Genomic DNA, 17733 nt, shown 5'->3' with positions numbered 1-17733 from the left:
TGGACTATCTATGCGATTAGTAACCTGAAGTAGGCTTAGGAGCATCTACTAATTCTAATGTATGCAACAAGCTGTTTAACAAGCTAGAAGCACCAAAACGGAAAGTTTGTGGGGTAACCCAATCATCACCTAAAATGCGCGCAGCCAAGTCTAAAAATTCAGCTGTTTGAGCGGCATCACGAACACCGCCGGCAGGCTTAAAGCCTACATTGCGATTTTTCTCGCTGATGACAGTTAACATAATTTCAGCCGCTTCAAGCGTAGCGTTTACCGGTACTTTACCCGTTGATGTTTTAATAAAATCAGCACCTGCATCAATAGCTAACTCTGATGCTTTGCGGATCAAAGCAGGATCCTTTAGCACACCAGATTCGATGATAACTTTTAAAATCGCATCATCGCCGCACTCTTCCTTACACGCTTTAACCATTTCAAAACCGACAGTTTCGTTACCATCCATTAATGCACGGTATGGAAACACAACATCGACTTCATCTGCACCATAAGCAACTGCTGCACGAGTTTCTAATACTGCGATGGCAATATCATCATTACCGTGTGGAAAATTCGTCACTGTTGCAATTTTAATGTCTTCACAATCAAGTTCATTTAATGTTTTACGTGCAATAGGAATAAAACGAGGGTAAATACAAATTGCGGCAGTATTACCTGCTGGAGACTTGGCTTTATGGCACAAATCGATGACCTTTTGATCAGTATCATCATCATTTAAAGTGGTTAAATCCATTAACTCAATACCACGTTGTGCCGCTTTTTTTAAATCAGTCATAATTGCTCTCCGAAACGATAAATCAAAGTTGATAAATTTTTTTCAGGCAACACTATGTAGCTGGCATATGATTATAATTATGGCCGGGCCTTCAGTATTGCCAGTAAATCTTGCTGCTATTTACTAACCTAAGTATTCAATCTGATAACGAGTACCACGACTTGAATCCTTGAAGACCGGAAAAGATAAAACAAAGATATTTGTTTCAACTGTTCCGCGAAAAATCCTTTTTAGCGCGTAAAAATAAAACTTTGTAGAGTACAAACTTTTATATAAAAACACTCTTGTTAGACAATGATTTTAAATGAAAGTTCGATATTACTTTTATTATAAAATATGGAGCCGCAAATGCGGCTCCAACAGATTCACTATACCAATCTTAGAACTTGTAAGTTGCAGATAGGTAATGTGACCAACCAGTAGATTCTAGGCCAACCAAACCGCCTTCATCTTCAAGTAGGTATACGTCTTTGAAGCCTTTTAAGCCATAACCAAGCGCGTAACGATCTGAGTGCCAGTATAGACCAAAGAAGATGTTACCACCGCTTGAAGTCTTAGGAACGAACATGTTGTCGTCTTCATCAGCACCAAATTGGTAATCGATATAACCTTGGAATGATAAGAAGCTCTTGTTGTCGAAGAAGTAGAAAGGCTTGAACCAGTTAGCTGAGAACTGATATCCGTTCCACTCTTTAGCGTTCATGTCGTAGTAACCATAAAGGTTCATACCAGTTTTGCCTAACCAAGGTACGTTTACATCAGCACCAACACCCCAGAATGTAGAGTTAACGCCTTCGCCGTTAAGACCATCCCAGTTGAACAAGGTTGAGAAATATACTTCTTGGATTGGACCAAAAGATAAATCTTTACCAGTAATCGCATCGATAGAGAAACGTGGAGCAAATTTCATGAACAATTTACTAGTGCCTGAACCAGGATTTTTGTCACCATTGTCAGTAGATTCATTTGCTAAGTTGAACACATCAACATAACCATAAAGATCAACAACACCAGAACGACCACCAAACTCCATTTCTAAGTAGTTATGTTGATCACCAGAAGCTGGGTTATCTGGCTTTTCGCCAATAGAGTACATAGCATTAAACTGCAACCATTTGTAATCAGTAGCGTGAAGATCGGTACGATCTGCAGCGAAAGCATTACCAGAAATAGCAGCGACTGTTGCACCCGCTAAAGCTAACATTTTTACATTTTTCATCATCAACCCCATGTATATTATTTAACTATCTTCTTGGATAGCACTTCTTTTTAATCATTCGTATTTTACCGTTACTGATATAAATCTCAATATTTAATCGATAAAAAACGAATACAAAATTCTTTTTTGTGAACAATGTCGCGACTTTTTGTCCACACATCATTAACAATTTGACATTTCAATCTTGACTAGAGAATTTAATGCATCCTCTTTTGCAATCAATAAAACAGCATAACTTCGTATTGGGAAACGGTGGATTAACACAAAAATCAATAACAACTTTATTACAAAACTGGGTCTCTAATTATTATTAACGTAAAGACCCAGCTGTAGGAGGTATTCCCCCTGGAGTTACTCTTAACTTAGATAGCTAAGAATAAACCGGCTAATGTCGCGCTCATTAAGTTAGCTAATGAACCAGCGATAACAGCACGGATACCTAATTTTGCAAGGTCATGGCGACGTGCAGGAGCCATAGCACCTAAACCACCAAGTAAGATTGCAATAGAAGATAAGTTAGCGAATCCACACAAAGCAAAAGAGATAATTGCTTTAGTACGGTCAGACATCATTGCGCCTGTTTCAGCTACTACTTTGAAGCCTTCAGCAGATGCATCAAGTAGATACGGAGCGAAGTTTAAGTAAGCAACAAATTCGTTAACAACAATCTTTTGACCGATGAAAGAACCAGCAACAAGTGCTTCGTTCCAAGGTACACCGATTAAGAAAGCAAGAGGCATAAAGATATAACCAAGGATAAGTTCTAGAGTAATACCTTCTAAACCAAACCAACCTGTTACGCCACCGATGATACCGTTGATCATTGCAATTAAACCAACGAATGCGATCAACATAGCACCAACGTTCAATGCAAGATGCATACCTGATGCAGCACCTGAAGCAGCAGCATCTAACACGTTTGCTGGCTTATCTGGGTCATCTGGTAAATCTTCCATTTCGTTGATAGAAGCTTCTGTTTCAGGGTGCATCAGTTTAGCCATTAATAGACCACCTGGTGCTGCCATGAATGACGCTGCTACTAAGTATTGAATTGGAACACCCATTTGAGCGTAACCAGCTAATACAGAACCAGCGATTGATGCTAAGCCACCAACCATGATTGCGAATAACTCAGACTGAGTCATTGTCGCAATAAACGGACGCACAACTAATGGTGCTTCTGTTTGTCCAACGAAAATATTCGCTGTAGCTGACATAGATTCTGTACGACTAGTGCCTAATGCTTTTTGTAGTCCACCACCGATAATACGGATGATCCACTGCATAATGCCTAAATAGTAAAGCACTGCAATTAGAGAAGAGAAGAAAATAATGACAGGTAATACGTTAATGGCAAAAATAAAACCAACTTTAAAGTTAGCTAAATCACCAAATAAGAAGCTGGTACCTGCTTGTGCATAACTAATAACACTTGATACCGCATCAGAAACACCTTTCAGTATATCTTTACCGACTGGAACATATAAAACAAAACCAGCGAAGAATGCTTGAATTAATAAAGCACCACCGACAGTACGTACGTTAATTGCTTTTCTATTGTTTGATAGTGCAAAACCTATCAATAGTAAGGTGACCACCCCTACTAAACTCATTACTATATCCATTAATCATCACCCTTTTGTTAACAGTTTTTTTGAATGTTGTTAACTCACCTAATTTCCGTTGATGATTATAACTGAGCGTGAAACGAAAAGCGTCGTTTTGATCAAGTTTTTAAAGTTTAATTTCAAACCCTTACGACATTAAAAACAATTTAAGTCTCTATGTTCATTAAAAAACAATTAAAGCTCAAACAGTTGCAACGCATTTTTATTCAACTGTTCTAATATACAAACAGTAGGCTTTTTCTTCAAAAATGCGATTTCGGACACAATTCGAGGAAGAATAAGAGGAGTGTTTCGTGATTTAGGATGGTCAAAAGGTGGCATGCTTGGCGAGTCCGTTTCCAATAAAAAGTGCTCTAAAGGTAAATTAACCACTGTTTCTCGAAGCTTTTTTGCACTTGGATTGAGTATTAAAGCACCAATGCCTAATTTAAAACCCAGCGAAATATAACGTTTCGCAATATCACTGTTGCCATAAAATCCATGTACAACACCGCCTTTAGATAGCTTAATACGATCCAACAATAACAATAATTCTTGATGAGCTTTAACGGCATGTAAAATGACGGGCAATTGATAAATTTGAGCAAGTGATAACTGTTTCTCAAGTAACAACAATTGTTTATCTGACCAATGATGTAATTTATCCAGCCCACACTCCCCAACAGCAACCAAACGCCTATTCTTGCTATATTGTTGTATCGTTGCTTCAAGTGTAATAATAGCCGCATCAATATCATCCGGCACATACCAAGGATGAATACCGAGTGAGAAATAACAATTAAACTGCTGCGCTATTAGGATTTGCTTTTGCCATTGATCGACTGACACTCCTGGTAAAATAGCAGAGCTAATACCATGGTGATGCATGGCATCGAATAATTGTGCTCTATCATTATCGAACTCTGACATGTCGAGATGGGCATGAGTATCAATCATAATGTCGCTCTTTTTTATTACCAATAACATTCTGTTTTATGACGGGCTCAGATATCGATGCTTCATTTGTAGGTTCACTCAATCGTGGTACACAGCTACGTTTATTTTCTAGGGTTAATCCCATCTCATCGCACCATAAAATGTACCTTTGCCAGGGTTTCACAATAAATAGTCTAAAAATAGCCTTAATCATCTTAATTCCCTCTTAAAAATAATAATAAAAAAGGCGGCAAAGCCACCTTTTTTAACATATCTGTAAAACACTTCTTAACATTTAATGTTCGCGTGTTTTGGCAAACTCAACATCTGGGTAGCGTTCCATAGATAAATTTAGATTAACCATTGTTGGAGCAATATAGGTCAAGTTATTTCCGCCATCGAGGGCTAAATTTTGACTACATTTACGACGAAACTCTTCTAATTTACGCTCATCTTTGCAATACACCCAACGTGCGGTACTCACACTGATACCTTCGTAAATAGCTTCTACGTTATATTCACTTTTTAATCGTCCAACAACCACTTCAAACTGTAGCACACCAACCGCACCTACGATTAAATCGTTAGAATCAATTGGTCTGAAGACCTGTACAGCTCCCTCTTCAGATAATTGTACTAAGCCTTTAAGTAACTGCTTTTGTTTTAGTGGATCTTTTAAACGAATACGACGGAACATTTCAGGTGCAAAGTTTGGCACCCCAGTAAAGCGTAGTTTTTCGCCTTGAGTAAATGTATCACCAATTCGCATGGTGCCATGATTATGTAATCCAATGATATCGCCTGGATAGGCCGCTTCAGCACGGCTTCGATCTCCAGCCATAAAGGTCAAAGCATCGCTGACATTAACATCTTTACCGATACGCACATGGTGCATTTTCATACCTTGCTCATATCGACCTGAGCAAACACGCATAAAGGCAACACGGTCTCGATGTTTTGGATCCATATTGGCTTGAATTTTAAAAATAAAGCCAGAGAACTTTTCTTCATCCGGCGTGACATTTCGGACATCACTTTCACGAGGAAGCGGCTTTGGAGCCCACTCAACGATGCCATCCAAAATATGATCCACACCGAAGTTACCCAAGGCTGTACCAAAATATACTGGCGTAAGCTCGCCTTTTAGAAAAGCTTCTTGATTGAATTCATTTGAAGCGCCGGCAACAAGTTCCATTTCATCGCGTATTTCATTGGCGTACGATCCAAGCACTTTATCTAATTCAGGATTATGTAATCCTTTAATAATGCGTTCTTCTTGGATGGTATGGCCCATACCGCTCTGGTATAAAATGATTTCATCACGCAAGATGTGATACACACCTTTGAATTCCTTACCCGAACCTATTGGCCAAGTTATAGGTGCACAAGCTATTTTTAAGATGTCTTCTACTTCATCCATCAATTCAATGGGGTCGCGAATATCACGATCACATTTGTTCATGAATGTCACAATAGGTGTGTCACGTAAACGCGTCACTTCCATAAGCTTAATGGTACGATCTTCAACACCTTTCGCGGAGTCAATAACCATTAAACAAGAATCTACTGCGGTTAGTGTACGGTAAGTGTCTTCTGAAAAGTCTTCGTGACCAGGCGTATCAAGTAAATTGATGAGCGCGCCACCGTAAGGAAATTGCATCACAGAAGTGGTAATCGAAATACCACGATCTTTTTCCATTTCCATCCAATCAGATTTAGCATGTTGACCAGACTTTTTGCCTTTTACCGTGCCAGCCTTTTGTAAGGCGTTTCCGAATAAAAGTACTTTTTCGGTGATGGTGGTTTTACCCGCATCGGGGTGCGAAATGATGGCGAAGGTACGACGCTTGTCGACCTCAACTTTATTGCCTGACATGTTAACCTTGCACTAGCCGCTAAAAAAGGCGCAAATTATAGCGCCTATCGATAGAATTGGCTAGGCAAAGTGTTTTTTAGCTCTTCGATGACAATTCGCTAGACTGTTGAATCATATTTTTCATTCTAGCCAATTCAATTCTCGCATAACGATGCTCAACAAAATCATAGATATTGGTGGCTAATGTTAAACGATAAAAATTAGCGGCTTGCTGATATTGACCATTTTCAGCAGAATGTTTCGCTAAGTAAAAATACGCTTCACATAAACGTTCTGCATATTCTTTGGGCTGAGATAAACCTTCTTTCGCAGCTGCAAATACTTGTTCTTGATTGATCTTACCTAAATAAAAATCGACTAACACACTGGCCCAATCTTGATCCTTTAACTGCTGACGCTGTATCCCAAGATCAGCCAAGGCCAGCTTGCTATCAATAGATGAAGACATCAAATACAGCCACAAAGCTCGATAACCGTCACTAGGATCACGATCATAGAAAGCTTTCATATCATTAACGGCTAATTCGTAACGTTCGCCATAATATAATGCAATACCACGATTTAAAAAGGCATAGTCATAGTTTGGTGACAATTCAAGGACACCATCAAATGCTTCATAAGCACTGTCGAACTCACCTTCTTGAGTGTAATAAATACCAAGAAAGTTATACGCATCGGCTAGATCGGGTTGTAATTTTAATGCTTGATGAAAATCGATTCGGCCAAGTAAACGCAATCCGACACTGTCATAAATGACCCCACGATCGTAATGAAAACGTGCACGTTGTTCGTCAGTTAACTCCATAGTAGCCAAAATTTCATTTAGCTTTGCGAGTGTCACTTCCAATTTATAATCAGGCATGACAGGCGCGACAATCATCTGCCCTGCAATATTATCCTTTGAACCCAACGTTGCAGCACACCCTGACAACAACATACTTGCACCGACAACAACGGCAACGATTGTGGTGCGTAGTTTACATTCCATCCGCTTTACCTTATCAGGTTCTATTAATATTCAATATCATAGCAATCTGGCAATCTAAGAGCCATGCACATTACAGATTATTTTTTGTAGATAAAAAAAAGGAGATCAAATGATCTCCTTTTTTGTCGTTAAGCCTTTAAATTACATTACTCAGCAGTTTCTTTCGCTTGAGCTTCTTTAATTGATAGTCTTACACGACCTTGACGATCCACTTCCATAACTTTAACAGCTACTTCTTGGTTCATTTCTAAATGATCTGACACGTTAGCAACACGTTCATCACTGATTTGTGAAATGTGTACTAAACCGTCTTTACCAGGAAGAATGTTAACGAATGCGCCGAAATCAACGATACGAATAACCTTACCGTTGTAGATACGACCCACTTCAACTTCAGCAGTAATTTCTTCAATACGACGGATAGCTTCTTTAGTTGCTTCACCGTTTGAAGAGGCAATCTTCACAGTACCATTGTCATCAAGCTCAATCGTAGTACCCGTTTCTTCGGTTAGCGCACGAATTACCGCACCGCCTTTACCAATAACATCACGGATCTTCTCAGGGTTAATCTTGATGGTAGTGATACGTGGAGCATGAGCAGAGATATCGCCACGATGTGTGCCAATAGCTTGGTCCATCACGTTTAGGATATGAACACGTGCACCATAAGCCTGTTGCAGTGCAATATCCATGATCTCTTTAGTGATACCTTCAATCTTGATATCCATCTGCAGAGCAGTAATACCATCACGAGTACCAGCTACTTTAAAGTCCATATCGCCTAAGTGATCTTCATCACCTAAGATGTCAGAAAGTACAACGAAATCGTCGCCTTCTTTAACTAGACCCATTGCAATACCAGCAACTGAAGTTTTAATCGGTACACCGGCATCCATTAATGCTAATGAAGTACCACATACTGAAGCCATAGAGCTTGAACCGTTAGATTCAGTAATCTCAGATACAACACGAATGCTGTATGGGAATTCTTCAGCAGAAGGCATAACGGCATTCATACCGCGCCATGCTAACTTACCATGACCAATTTCACGACGCTTAGGTGAACCAACCATACCTGTTTCACCAACAGAATACGGAGGGAAGTTATAATGAAGCATAAAGCGATTAGTACGTTCGCCCATGATGCTATCAATTTTCTGAGCATCACGTTCAGTACCTAATGTACAGGTAACTAATGCTTGAGTTTCACCTCGAGTAAATAATGAACTACCGTGAGTACGTGGAAGTACACCCGCTAAAACACTTAACGCGCGGATCATATCTGGTTCACGACCATCGATACGTGGCTTACCACTGATAATACGGCCACGTACAACGCTTTTCTCTAAACTACCAAGTAAGTTGTCTACTTCACGAGTATCAACATCTGGATTCTCTGCAACTAATGCAGCTTTCGCGGCAGCTTTAACAATACCGACTTGTACATAACGGTCTTGCTTAACTTCAATTTGGTAAGCTTCTGTCATGCCAGCTTCTGCAAGCTCTTTGATTTTAGCTACTAATGCCTGATCTTGAACTGGTGCAGTCCAATCCCATGTTGGTTTGCCAGCTTCTGCTTTGAACTCAGCAATAGCATCAACAACAACTTGTTGTTGATCATGGCCGTAAGTTACAGCACCTAACATGATTTCTTCTGCAAGCGCTTTAGCTTCAGATTCAACCATAAGTACAGCAGCCTTAGTACCAGCAACAACTAAGTTTAGTGAACTTGTTGCAAGCTGATCAACCGTTGGGTTAAGTACATATTCATCGTTGATATAACCAACACGCGCCGCACCTAGTGGGCCACTGAAAGGAATACCAGAAATAGCTAACGCTGCTGAGGTACCAATCATCGAAACAATATCTGGCTCGATTTGTGGATCAACAGAAACCACAGTGATGATAACTTGAACTTCGTTTTTAAAACCGTTAGGGAATAAAGGACGAATAGGACGGTCAATAAGACGCGCAATCAGAGTTTCATCTTCTGATGGACGACCTTCACGCTTGAAGAAACCACCAGGTATTTTACCTGCAGCATAGGTTTTTTCTTGATAGTTAACAGTTAGCGGGAAGAAGTCACGGCTTAAATCCGCTACTTTTTTACCAACTACAGTAACTAATACTGTGGTATCGCCCATGCTTGCTAAAACTGCAGCATCAGCTTGACGTGCAATAACACCTGTTTCTAAGGTGACTGTATGTTGACCATACTCAAAACTCTTTACAATTGGATTCACGTGACCCATTCCTTAATTTAATGACCTTTAATTACGCGCACAAGTATACTTCAATTCAGCTGAATAGTTAAATAGACGCGAGTTACAGAATGTGAAAATCTTTAAAATAATCATTTTCCTACGTGAGATCATCGTATTAACAAATGATTTAGACGTTTTTGAACATAAATTTTTTCGATTAAGTGACCTGAGGTTTACTATTTGATTTGATTATTGATGACAAGACAGATGAATTTGACTAAAGTTGTAGCTAATAGTGTCAATTTTTGTAGGGTTAACTAATTACCTAACCACGTTAAGATTGATTTTATATCGCCTATAAATCATGAGTAATTTTAGCAATCAAATTGCGAAAGTTAACGTAAAATTAGTCACTTATATGACATGGAATAATACATGACTGCCCGTTTTAAGTCTCTTACATGGAAACAAACAAACTTAGTGGTATTTACTGCTTTGTTTTTTGCAATTGCCATCTTTATAGTAGAAATTGCGTTTATGGTCATTACGACTAATCAACAGCTCACTGCAGCACAGCAAGAACTGCTAAATTCCGTAGAACAAACCACCACCAATGCAGTATGGTCGTTAGATGACAAACTTGCTAGTCAAACACTCGAAGGTATTATCAAAGTCGATAATGTCGGTTCAGCGGTCATTGAGCTTGATGATGGTTCATTATTTGTGTCTGAGGCCAATGAATCAGATGAATTCTCTAATAATTACATATCCTTAAGTAATCGCCTTTTTGGTGAAAGAAAAGAAATTTCCCGTTCGCTGTATCGTCCGTTCTATTTTGAAGGCAATAAACAACAGCAACTCATTGGCACACTAACCATTTTTTACGACACTCAAAAACTCACCACAAAACTTTTTAGCCAACTACAACTTGGGCTAATAGCAACATTAGCTCGTGCATTATTACTAACACTTGTACTAACAGTGGTGTTTCATCGTTTTCTAACACAACCTATCGCACGTATTAGTGAAGCTATCGATAAAATTGACCCAGATTATCCAGATGAAAACTTGTTGCCTATGTCTCAAGCCCATAAAGATGATGAATTAGGGCTCGTTACCAGTAAATTTAATCAAATTTTATTACAATTTAGTCAGACTCAAAATAAACTGCGCAAGATGGCGACGCGAGACCCATTAACTGGTTTACCAAACCGAACCTTATTATTAGAAACACTCAATGTGACGATTCAACGATCACGAGTTCATAAACGAAATTTTGCTCTACTCTTTATCGATTTAGATCGGTTTAAAAACGTCAATGACTCTTTAGGCCATGCATTAGGGGATCAATTCCTCGCACGAATCGCACGTATTTTAGAAAGAGTGGTCGGTGATCGAGGCAGCGTGGTGCGTTTAGGTGGCGATGAATTCGTGATTTTAGCCGATGAAATACAAACCCCGGCACAAGCAGCTGATTTTGTAGATAAGTTACTGATCCAATTAAATACTCCGATTCAACTAAATGAGCATGCTATCCATCCAGCGGCTTCTATCGGGATATCAATATATCCAGAAGATGGTAACACCGCAGAGGATTTAATTCGTCATGCAGATATTGCTATGTACAGCGCTAAAGCCGCTGGTTCTAATCAATGGTCGTTCTTTAAACAACAAATGACAGAACGTGCAGCTGTGAGATTACGTACAGAAGCCTCGTTACACGATGCGTTGAAAAACAACGAATTTTTATTATATTTCCAACCTAAGTTTGATTTAAACACCAATCAAGTCGTCGGATGTGAAGCACTTATTCGCTGGCAAAAAGACGGTCGATTAATCAGCCCAATGTCATTTATCCCTGTTGCTGAAGAAACAGGTATTATCATTCCTATCGGACGTTGGGTTATCGAACAAAGCTGTAAAGTCATTAGGGAATGGCAACGAAAATACAATTATGCGATTCCTATTGCTGTTAATGTGGCCTCGCAACAATTTGCCGATGCCAGTTTAGTACCTGATATAAAGCAACTGGCAATTCGTTATCAAATACGTCCAGAATTGCTTGAAATAGAAATAACAGAAACGTCACTGATGAATGATGTTGAACAAGCAATTACCAAATTGGAACAACTCAAGTCAGCTGGTTTTGGTATTGCGGTCGATGACTTTGGTACTGGGTATTCTTCATTATCATATTTACGACACTTGCCGATTACCACGATGAAAATTGATCGTGCATTTGTTAGCGATCTTCCAGAAGATAGCGCAATTGCGTCAACTATTTTAATGCTCGGACGCCAGCTTGATTTGACCATTGTTGCTGAAGGTATTGAAAATATTCAACAGCAGGAATGGCTCAAAGAAAATCAATGTGAAATCGGCCAAGGTTTTTACTTCAGCCAGCCATTACCAATAGAAGAGTTTGAAGAGAAATATATTGCCTGTAATACTGCGAAAATAATGCACGTTTAACCACTACAAGCTCAATGTCTGGTATCAGATGCCGAAACACATTCATTAGCGACCGGCTTGAACGTAAGAGTTAGTCAGTGGTTCATCAATATAAAACGACATTATTTTGAGGTGGCAGTGGCCGTATTAACCTTCCGCAGGTAACATATTACCTCATCTAAAGGGCTTAATTCATTTGGAAAAATGGTAAGCTGCCCCTTATTCTCTATTCTCTATTCTCTATTCTCTATTCTCTAAAAAATCCTAGCAGAACTCTTTTGCAATATGGTCATCAAAATTAATGTTTCAGCCGTAATTGTTTAAGGCAAATGTAAGGTTCAAATTGTTATTTTATTCACTCACTAACTAGAAGTTAGTGATGGCAGGATATTAAGTTGTCACCGCCCATCTATAGCTACAAGGAAGTACTGGTTAGGCATAGAAATACCAAATACTACCATATCAAATTCATTGCCCATTAGGTCTCTCAGCAAGAGTTAAACATTTTCTAAGGAAATGCGTAACAGTTAGCGTAATTGCAGTCGGTAACTGCTCCTGTGTTCCCTAGCGCCTTTAATCCTGCAATTACACGTATCAATTCAATGCGACTTAAGTATTCAATTTACTGTGTTGGCTATGATGTTAAAAGATATTGCAGATGAAAAATAACCTGAAGATTACGCCGAAACGTAAATGCTTAGACAAATAAATAGGTTATATTTTTATTGAAATGACCATATAGTTTCTGATCAATATCTTCCAAAATAATGAAATAAAACTTAGCGTAACGTTGATGACGATGAAAGAACGATCTAAAAATTAGCCATAACCAATTAAAAGGTTAATATCGATGGAATTAACTAGCAGAAAAAGTTTTTAGCGAGTGTCGGCAATGCAAGGGAAAACAGCGATTTTCGTCCAGAAGACGATTCTAAAACAACTTACATAGAATATTTGACCATTAAAATAGCCCGTAGATATAATACCAAGATGCTATTGCTGTAGATTGGGTAGATAACGCCAAGACAACTAGTGGGTACTTGTTTGGCACAATTCTGAGGCGATTTGATTAATTTAGGCAATAAAAAAAGGAGGCTTATGGCCTCCCTCTTTACGGTTAAACTACTTACAAAAGTAAGCAGAATGTCGAATTAACGACGTAAACCTAACTTCTGGATCATAGCAGTATAACGAGCTACGTCTGTACGCTTTAAGTAAGCAGAAAGCTTACGGCGTGCACTAACCATACGTAATAAACCACGACGAGAGTGGTGATCATGGATGTGCTCTTTAAAGTGACCTTGAAGGTGGTTGATTTGAGCAGTTAACAAAGCTACTTGAACTTCAGTTGAACCTGTATCGTTTTCGCAGCGACCAAAATCAGCCAAAATTTTTGCTTTTGTTTCAGCACTTAGTGACATGTGTATCTCCAAAAAAAGTAAATGTATCTCAAGCCGATCACTAACTCAGCCAGAGTGAGCGCGATATTCTAACCAGATTGCTGGCTAACCGCAATAAAATTCGATTATTTATCTGAAAAAGTGAATGACTAAGTAAACAGACTACTCAGCGGCATCATTATCGTGGATCACAATTAAACGTTTGGGTGCTAATAAACCATCATCATTCATGATACCCATACCAACAAATCGGCGTTCATCGCCAATAGTGATCCGCACTAATTCATCAGGCTTAAGTCCCGCTGCTTGAATTGCTTGCCCTTGCATGACGTAATATAGCATCGCCTCAGGCAAGTTAATTTCAGCAAATTTAGCCACTGCAGTATCCATTGGTAACAATAACGGATCCATTAGGGTCTGAGGAGCAACATCTTGTCTATGAGCTTGTTCAAGTAGCGCTTCTAATTGGGCAAGCGTTACCATTTTTTCATAAGGATATTCGGCGACTTGAGTACGACGCAACATAACCACATGTGCTCCACAACCAAGCATTTCACCTAAATCATCAATAATGGTGCGAATGTAAGTCCCTTTAGAACAATGAATGTCTAAGGTTAATTCATCACCTTCAAGCTTAATAAAATTTAGCTCAAACACGGTAATAGGTCGCGACTCACGTGGAACTTCAATCCCCTCACGAGCATATTTATACAAAGGCTGACCTTGGTATTTTAATGCCGAATACATTGACGGTATTTGCTGAGTGGTTCCTCGAAAAAATGCGAGCTTTTCATCAAGTAATGCTTGAGTAACGTTAACAGGGCGCGTTTGCACGACTTCCCCATCTGAATCACTTGTGTCAGTACGTTGACCCAATTTAGCTGTCACCAGGTAGCGCTTATCCGAATCTAATAAATGCTGAGAGAACTTAGTCGCTTCTCCCAGGCAAATAGGCAACATACCTGTTGCTAACGGGTCTAAAGCACCTGTATGGCCAGCTTTATTGGCATTAAAAAAACGCTTTACTCTTTGCAGGGCAAAATTAGAGCTCATGCCAGTATCTTTATCGAGTAATACGATTCCGTCGATGAAGCGACCTTTAGGGCGACGAGCCATTAATCTTGCTCCTTTTCACCGTCAACAGACTCGCTGTTATCAGGTGTGTCAGGCGTAAATTGCTGCTGTTTGGCTTTATCTTTATTAATGACTTGTGTCACTAGGTTAGACATACGCATGCCTTCTACTAGCGAACTATCATAAATAAAACGTAATTCAGGCATGACGCGTAATTTCATGCGGCCAGCGACTAAAGTACGGACATAAGGCGCAGCTACAGTAAGCGCATCAATTTTTTGTTGAACAAGTTCAGTATCTTCTTCAAAAAAGGTCACATAAACTTTTGCATAACTTAAATCACGAGAGACGTCGACGTCATTTACTGTGACAAAACCAATGCGAGGATCTTTCATATCGCGTTGCAACACCATTGCAAGTTCTTGCTGGAGTTGTTGTGCAATACGGCGTGTACGACTAAATTCTTTTGCCATGATGATATGCCATATCGTTAGGTCTACAATCAAAAAGGGCGGCTAAAGCCGCCCTTCCATTGGTACTTATAAGGTGCGAGCTATTTCGACTGTTTCGAAGACCTCAATTTGGTCTCCTACACGAACGTCATTATAGTTCTTCACACCGATACCACATTCCATCCCATTACGGACTTCTGGTGCATCGTCTTTAAAGCGGCGTAATGATTCAAGTTCACCTTCGAAGATAACCACGTTATCACGTAGAACACGAATTGGTGCGCTACGTTTAACGATACCTTCGGTAACCATACAACCAGCGATAGCGCCAATTTTAGGAGACTTAAATACGTCACGAACTTCTGCAAGACCGATAATTTCTTGTCTAAATTCAGGCGCTAGCATACCTGTCATTGCGGCACGAACTTCATCAATTAAGTTGTAGATGATGCTGTAATAACGTAAATCAACACTTTCTGAATCAATGGTCTTACGAGCCTGTGCATCAGCACGGACGTTGAAACCAACAAGAATCGCATTTGAAGCAGCGGCTAATGTTGCGTCGGTTTCGGTTAATGCACCTACACCGCGAGCAATAATATTCACTTTAACTTCATCTGTAGACAGTTTAGCTAAAGATTCACAAATCGCTTCAAGAGAACCTTGAACATCTGCTTTAAGTACGATGTTCAACTCTTGTACTTCGCCTTCTTCCATGTTCGCAAACATGTTTTCTAGCTTAGACTTCTGCTGACGCGCTAACTTAACATCACGGAACTTGCCTTGACGATACAATGCAACTTCACGAGCTTTACGCTCATCACGTACCACTGTCGCTTCATCACCTGCAGACGGCACACCAGAAAGACCTAAAATCTCTACTGGAATAGATGGACCCGCTTCAGTAATAGCATGACCGTTTTCGTCTTTCATCGCACGAATCTTACCGTACTCAAGACCACATAAAACGATATCACCTTGGCGTAACGTACCTTCTTGAACCAGGATAGTCGCCACAGGGCCACGACCTTTATCAAGTTGCGATTCGATAACAACACCAGCAGCCATACCATCACGTACTGCTTTAAGTTCTAACACTTCAGATTGAAGCAAGATACCTTCTAACAATTCGTCAACGCCCATACCAGTTTTGGCTGATACGTGAACGAACATGTTATCTCCGCCCCAATCATCTGACATGATGCCATGTTGAGACAGTTCGCTCTTAACACGCTCTGGATCAGCATCTGGCTTATCCATTTTGTTAACAGCTACGATTAACGGTACGTTACCCGCTTTAGCATGTTGAATCGCTTCAATCGTTTGTGGCATTACACCATCATCGGCAGCAACAACCAAAATAACAATATCAGTCGCCTTAGCACCACGAGCACGCATTGACGTAAACGCCGCGTGACCAGGAGTATCAAGGAAGGTGATCATGCCGTTTTCAGTTTCAACGTGATATGCACCAATATGCTGAGTGATACCACCGGCTTCGCCAGCAGCAACTTTCGCACGACGGATATAATCAAGTAATGACGTCTTACCATGGTCAACGTGACCCATGATAGTCACAACCGGAGCACGAGACTCTAGTTGGATATTATCATCACGATCTTTTAGTACTTGATGCTCAAGTTCGTTTTCACGAATAAGTACAACTTTATGACCTAATTCTTCAGCAACCATTTGGGCTGTTTCTTGGTCAAGTACTTGGTTAATCGTTACCATGGTGCCCATTTTCATCATTTGCTTGATGATAACAGTGGCTTTGATTGCCATTAAATGCGCTAGTTCAGATACGGTTACAGTTTCACCGATACGCACATCACGACTAACAGCTGCAGCAGGTTTATTAAAACCGTGCGCCATAGATTCAGGTGCTGTACTGCGGTTACGCATGTGTTTTTCACGACCGTCACGAGCATCTTTTCCGCCACGTTTTTTGTTAGCGTTTTTGTTGCGCGCACGACGGCCACGTTTTTCATCATCAGCATCTGAACTGTCTTCTGCTGCACGAGCAACTTTAGACGTTGTGATGTGGTGATCGCCATTCTTTTCAGCATCTAAACGTTGGCGCTCTTCTTCAGCCCAACGCTTTGAGTTTACTTCTGCAAGTTGACGCGCAGTTTCTGCGGCTTTAGCAGCTTCATCTTTTTGCTTTTGAGTAAGCACGGCTTCTTGAGTCGCTTTTAAACGATCTGCTTCAACTTTTGCTGCTGCAGTTTCTGGGTCAGCAACTTTAGTTACTTTAGGTTCAGACTTTACTTTTTCTGATTTCAATTTGGCTTCTGCTTCCGCTTTTTTCTTCGCATCTGCAGTAGCTTTCGCTTCTGCAGCTGCTTTTGCTTCAGCTTCCACTTTTGCTTGGGCTTCAGCTTCTGCTTTGGCTTTAGCTTGAGTTTCTAATTCAGCTTGTTTTGCTAATTCTGCATCATCGCGCTTAACAAAAGTACGTTTTTTACGAACTTCTACCTTCACGTCTTTCGACTGACCGCCAGTGCTTGCAACACTTAACGTAGACACCGTTTTACGCTGCAATGTCATTTTAGTCGGAACTGAATCTGCACCATGCTGTTTTTTTAGATAATCAAGAAGCTGTTGCTTCTCTTTTTCTGAAACAGTATCGAGTTGTTTTTTGTTCATACCAGCTTGTGAGAATTGCTCGATTAATCGATCAACCGATTTCCCCACTTCCGCTGCTAATTTTTCTACGCTTGTATCTGCCATCAA

Annotated in this window: 12 protein-coding genes; 1 reads left to right on the top strand and 11 read right to left on the bottom strand. The window is 40.0% G+C overall.

Features of this window, described 5'->3' with window-relative positions; translation table 11 throughout:
• Nucleotides 1-16: 16 nt before the first annotated feature.
• The 7 genes from deoC to pnp form a co-directional block, all read right to left on the bottom strand.
• Nucleotides 17-790, bottom strand: coding sequence for a deoxyribose-phosphate aldolase (gene deoC, locus SFRI_RS05160; protein WP_011636476.1), 774 nt, complete (start codon nt 788-790; stop codon nt 17-19).
• 379 nt (nt 791-1169) lie between these two features.
• A complete protein-coding gene (locus SFRI_RS05155; RefSeq protein WP_011636475.1) occupies nt 1170-2009 on the bottom strand; it encodes a nucleoside-specific channel-forming Tsx family protein in 840 nt (279 codons plus the stop codon).
• A 362-nt stretch (nt 2010-2371) separates the two neighbouring features.
• On the bottom strand, nt 2372-3634 hold the full coding sequence (locus SFRI_RS05150) for a NupC/NupG family nucleoside CNT transporter (RefSeq protein WP_011636474.1): 1263 nt from the start codon (nt 3632-3634) through the stop codon (nt 2372-2374).
• A gap of 177 nt (nt 3635-3811) precedes the next feature.
• Complete coding sequence (locus SFRI_RS05145; RefSeq protein WP_011636473.1) at nt 3812-4573, bottom strand: TatD family hydrolase; 762 nt, start codon at nt 4571-4573, stop codon at nt 3812-3814.
• A 274-nt stretch (nt 4574-4847) separates the two neighbouring features.
• Nucleotides 4848-6428, bottom strand: a complete 1581-nt coding sequence (prfC, locus tag SFRI_RS05135) for a peptide chain release factor 3 (protein ID WP_011636471.1) — start codon at nt 6426-6428, stop codon at nt 4848-4850.
• Between the two features lie 76 nt (nt 6429-6504).
• Nucleotides 6505-7416 carry a lipoprotein NlpI gene (gene nlpI / locus SFRI_RS05130; RefSeq protein ID WP_011636470.1) on the bottom strand — a complete coding sequence of 304 codons (912 nt, stop codon included), beginning with the start codon at nt 7414-7416 and terminating at the stop codon, nt 6505-6507.
• 146 nt (nt 7417-7562) lie between these two features.
• The gene (gene pnp / locus SFRI_RS05125) at nt 7563-9659 is read right to left on the bottom strand and encodes a polyribonucleotide nucleotidyltransferase (RefSeq protein ID WP_011636469.1); all 2097 of its coding nucleotides are present in this window, start codon (nt 9657-9659) and stop codon (nt 7563-7565) included.
• Nucleotides 9660-10055: 396 nt separating this feature from the next.
• Here pnp and SFRI_RS05120 point away from each other — a divergent pair, with 396 nt between their 5' ends.
• On the top strand, nt 10056-12092 hold the full coding sequence (locus tag SFRI_RS05120; RefSeq protein WP_011636468.1) for a putative bifunctional diguanylate cyclase/phosphodiesterase: 2037 nt from the start codon (nt 10056-10058) through the stop codon (nt 12090-12092).
• Nucleotides 12093-13222: 1130 nt separating this feature from the next.
• Here the strand turns inward: SFRI_RS05120 and rpsO are convergent.
• The 4 genes from rpsO to infB all read right to left on the bottom strand — a co-directional run bounded on the left by rpsO (nt 13223) and on the right by infB (nt 17730).
• Nucleotides 13223-13492 carry a 30S ribosomal protein S15 gene (gene rpsO / locus SFRI_RS05115; protein ID WP_011636467.1) on the bottom strand — a complete coding sequence of 90 codons (270 nt, stop codon included), beginning with the start codon at nt 13490-13492 and terminating at the stop codon, nt 13223-13225.
• Between the two features lie 141 nt (nt 13493-13633).
• A complete protein-coding gene (gene truB, locus SFRI_RS05110; protein WP_011636466.1) occupies nt 13634-14587 on the bottom strand; it encodes a tRNA pseudouridine(55) synthase TruB in 954 nt (317 codons plus the stop codon).
• On the bottom strand, nt 14587-15018 hold the full coding sequence (gene rbfA, locus SFRI_RS05105) for a 30S ribosome-binding factor RbfA (RefSeq protein WP_011636465.1): 432 nt from the start codon (nt 15016-15018) through the stop codon (nt 14587-14589). Before rbfA ends, truB begins: the two co-directional genes overlap by 1 nt.
• Before the next feature lie 66 nt (nt 15019-15084).
• The gene (gene infB / locus SFRI_RS05100) at nt 15085-17730 is read right to left on the bottom strand and encodes a translation initiation factor IF-2 (protein ID WP_011636464.1); all 2646 of its coding nucleotides are present in this window, start codon (nt 17728-17730) and stop codon (nt 15085-15087) included.
• Nucleotides 17731-17733: the final 3 nt, after the last annotated feature.

The sequence above is a fragment of the Shewanella frigidimarina NCIMB 400 genome (assembly GCF_000014705.1).
In the GTDB taxonomy this organism is placed as follows: domain Bacteria; phylum Pseudomonadota; class Gammaproteobacteria; order Enterobacterales; family Shewanellaceae; genus Shewanella; species Shewanella frigidimarina.
The sequence above is the reverse complement of the archived record's forward strand: the minus strand, read 5'-3'. Positions and strand labels throughout refer to the sequence as shown.